A 3,874-nucleotide genomic window follows, 5' to 3' on the forward strand; every position below is an offset into this window, starting at 1 on the left:
CTCTTGTCTGCATCGGCTCTCTACAACCGACCGGGGGCGGCTTTGTTAGTTCTACTATTTACAGCGCACTACACTAGATGGCCGCAACATCCCAGCCGTCCGCACCGCGGACCCGACACATAATCAGCGTGTAGGTTGGGTTAAGCGCGCTGTCCGATCTCGAAGTACAGCAACAAGGCCAAACGCACCGTAACCCAACACGACGCGAGGATCCATTTTAGCCAGACAGGCTTCGAGCCGTGAAGAATCCAGTTTTCTTGTCTCTCCTGTTTGCCGTCGGCCTGGTAGGGACCGGTTTATCCCCAGCGGACATACCGGCCACTCCGGTGATGACGCTCTACAAGTTCAACGGCAAGCGGGACCTGCCCTATTACGAGATCGAGTCGTTTCGCAAGCAGGGGCCATCCTCACCGGCAGGGACATTGGCTCAGGGGACCTCGCTCATCCCCTGTTTGGTCATCCGCGACGGTCAAGCCTTGACCGACGAGAAGGGTACCCCCTATGTGGGATTCCGGATCCTCGTGGATCCCCGCAGGGCCGTGCCGACCGCGACGGACAAGTTCAAACGCGCCTTTGCGCAGCGCAAGTCGATGCGCGTTGCAAACCATCACTGCGACGGTCGGGTCAGACATGTGATCAGGGTGCGGCAGCTGTATGCCCTGAACAAGGCGCCTTTCTTCGATCCTCCAGGCTCGGGACGGACCGGCCGCATACAGGGGGCCCGCAATAAGCTGGACGAAATCATTCGCACCTTTCACGACTCGTCCCACTGCGCCGATGCAAACCGCAAGCTCAGCGGACGCCGGCAGGCCCTGAACAGTGCCTGGGGCCGATTCATCGCCGACCATCGGAATCAATGGTCGGAGCAGACCATAGCTCAGGCCAAGCACCTGGATTACACCATGCGCACGGCCATTTACGAGGGGCACCTGGATCGGGGCTGCAATGCCTATGGTGCCTGCGAGCGCAACATCATCGCCTTGTCCATCCGCAACCGGGGCCGGGCCGAGTCCTGCCTGAAACGCCAAGGTTGCCGATTTCCGGGAGATTACCAGGGAGTTTCCTCCAAGGTGTCTCAGTACAACATCTGGGACGAGTATCTGACCCAGATCTCCGGCCTTACCTCCTGCTTCCTGCGCTCGGACCTGAGCAGCGGCAAGGGCGCCGATTATTACGCCAAGATTCGCGCCATGTACGAGCAGAACCTGGGCGATGTCCAGCGCATCCTCTTCGGTAATGATCGGGACTTGCAGGCCATCTTTCACCAGGCGTCCTTGAGTGATGTCAAAGCACTCCGCCACTACTATCACGCCCCGGCCATGGGCAAGTGCTTTCCCAACTACCAGCGGGTCGAGTACATGTCGGGCGCAGTGGCGAGAAAAGGAACGGATTTCGCCCTGATCGCCAACACCCGGATCCAGGTCGGTAACCAAGGCAAAAACGGCTACGGATTCCGGGAGTTTCTATTCGAAGAGGCGTCCGAGAAGGACCTGATCCGTATCCTCGACAACTATCCGGGCTTCGAGGTGGATGCCCGCAAGGTCTCTCTGAAATCCCCCTCCGCCTGCCCCCCCTACGGGATTCCCCGCGGCTGTAACCATCGCAGCGTTGGCCGCTACCGCCGTACCCCACCCTGGCTCGAATCCGGCAAGGCCCTGGGGCTCCAGTGCAAGATCCGTGATCGTGGAACGAATTGCCGCGGCAGGGAAAATCTGAAGGCCGTCACCGTGGGCGGTACCTGCGATACCCAGATGCGGCCGGTGACACGGGTGCACTAGCACCGACCTTGCGCTAAGTGTAGGTTGGGTTAGGCGCGCTGTCTGATCCCGAAGCCCAGCGACAGGGTCGAACGCGCCGTAACCCAACACATCAAACCCTGTCCCGACGTAGGAGGGATCTTTTCCCACAACCAACGCCAAATAACCCAGGATCGCGCCTGGACGGGTACGGCGTTGAACGCGGTGTAACGTAACACGATGCTAGGATCCGTTTTAACCAGACAGCTTCTCAATCTTCTCTGTCCGCAGATGACGCAGATTGCCACAGATTGTTTTGTTTTTAATCCGTGAAGACCTGTGTAATCCGCGGATAGATCGAAGCAACCGGCTCATTTTTCCCATACTCAATTCGAGCCTTTCAACTCTTCATTCCGTTGCGTCCATTTGCGCTGATTTGCGGCTAACTTTTCCGTGAAGATCCTGCTCACTCAATGTTTCGGTTGTTGAGAGCATTCGCGCGATTCGTAGTTCTCTCTTCTACTTGAAATCCTTGGTCAGGATCTCGGTTGCCCGCCGGCAGAGCTCCCGTCCGTAGTCGGTCCACAGGCCTTGGCCCCAGTAGCGATAGCAGCTGGTCTGGGAGCTCATCAGGTGGAACAGGGCATTGCGGTAGCGGTGTTCGCCGGTGGACACACCGGGTACCAGTACCTTCTCGTTGAACAGGGCACTGACCGCTTCCATGGGCCCCAGCACATTGTCGTAGCCCCGCACCCAGGACAGGTCGTTGGTCCAGCTGCCGCCTTCCATATGGAAGCTGTGGTCCGACTGCTTGAGCGCCTCGATCACCTTCTTCAGGCGTTCGGGTCCGTCGCCGGGGGTCATCCGGTCCCAAATCTGGTGGTGGAATAGGGGCTGGAGCTCGGGCAGGTCGGATTCCTTTACGCCCATGGCAAACAGGTGCTCTAGGTACTCGCTGGCGTTCATGAGCGGCACCTCGGACCCGCTGGACTGCCGCACGGCCTCCAAGAACTTGTCCGGGAACTCATTCATCATGACCCCCCCGTTCTCCCCATCGGCGATCTGGGTGACCAGGGGCGGCACGGATTTGCCTGCCAGCTCGAGGCGGTTCAGCCCCTGGGCCTCGTACCAGGGCTGCATCTGGGCCACCAGCTTGGTGTCCGAGCCCTGGGTCTTGACGATGGCGATGATGCTCGCCGTCTCTCCCCGCGAGTTGGTGCATACCAGGCGGTGGGGCAGATGGGGACGCTGCGGATGCCAGCCGTTCTCCGGTTGTTCGACCGTGTGCTCCTGGACCAGGACCCACTGGTAGCCACAGTCCTTGAGGGTCTTGACGAACTCATAGGCCACGTCGGGATGGTTGGGCAGGGCCATCTCCGAAGGCGAGAAGCCGCGCACCCGCTCCAGGGCCTCCCAGCCGAAGATGGCGGCGAAGTGGTGCTGCCAGGCCCGCACGTGCAGGCGGTAGTCCTGCACCGGCGTCGAGGGGGCCACCGCATGGCCCCAAGGCATACCGAGCCATTCGGTGGTCCAGGCGTAGTCCGAATTGCAGGTGATGGTCTTGAGGGCGTCGACGACGTCGTCACGCCCCATATGACGCAACCCGTGCAGCAGGGTACCCGAGTACTCCAGCATGACCCGCGGCGATTTGCCCTCTCCTACCAGCTGGGGAATGAACTCGCCCATGCGCTTGTAGCACCAGGCAAAGGTCTCGGCGTTGTGGTTATCGCCGATGTCCGGGTGTTCCATCATGTATTGCAGATTGCTGATGATGGCCGCCGTGCCCAGGTCGTCGCCCCCGGCGGGGATCAGGGGCTGATGTTGGTGGAGGGCGATGGCCGTAGCGGCGCGGATGGTGCCGAAGTCCACGCCCCCACGGTCCTTGAATAGGGCCTTACCGGCACCGATGGCCAGCGCCTGCTCGACTGCGGCCTCATTGCCGGACACATTGGGTACACCTTCCACATATTCGGGTAACTGGTTCACGGTATTGGTCTCGTTATTGGTTCTCGTTGTCGAGGGACTGTCTATGGTTCGGCGACGGAGGAATTATACCTGTCATTAAGTTAAGCGTTACCGGTCGGCAAAGTAAGAAAAGAAACGACGAATCACGCGAATCCTCACGAAATTGTCATCCC

At 59.9% G+C, this 3,874-nt stretch carries 2 protein-coding genes; one reads left to right on the plus strand and one right to left on the minus strand.

The genetic code is table 11. The features are described 5' to 3' along the window. Positions 1-239: 239 nt before the first annotated feature. Complete coding sequence (locus tag BQ17_RS14140) at positions 240-1,778, plus strand: hypothetical protein (RefSeq protein WP_256091612.1); 1,539 nt, start codon at positions 240-242, stop codon at positions 1,776-1,778. 477 nt (positions 1,779-2,255) lie between these two features. On the opposite strand, the gene BQ17_RS14145 is transcribed toward BQ17_RS14140, so the two are convergent. After that, positions 2,256-3,722: a polysaccharide deacetylase family protein gene (locus BQ17_RS14145; RefSeq protein ID WP_089728126.1), complete on the minus strand. Its 1,467-nt coding sequence runs from the start codon at positions 3,720-3,722 to the stop codon at positions 2,256-2,258. Positions 3,723-3,874: the final 152 nt, after the last annotated feature.

The sequence above is a fragment of the Candidatus Thiosymbion oneisti genome (assembly GCF_900092655.1).
GTDB classification, from domain to species: Bacteria; Pseudomonadota; Gammaproteobacteria; order Chromatiales; family Chromatiaceae; genus Thiosymbion; species Thiosymbion oneisti.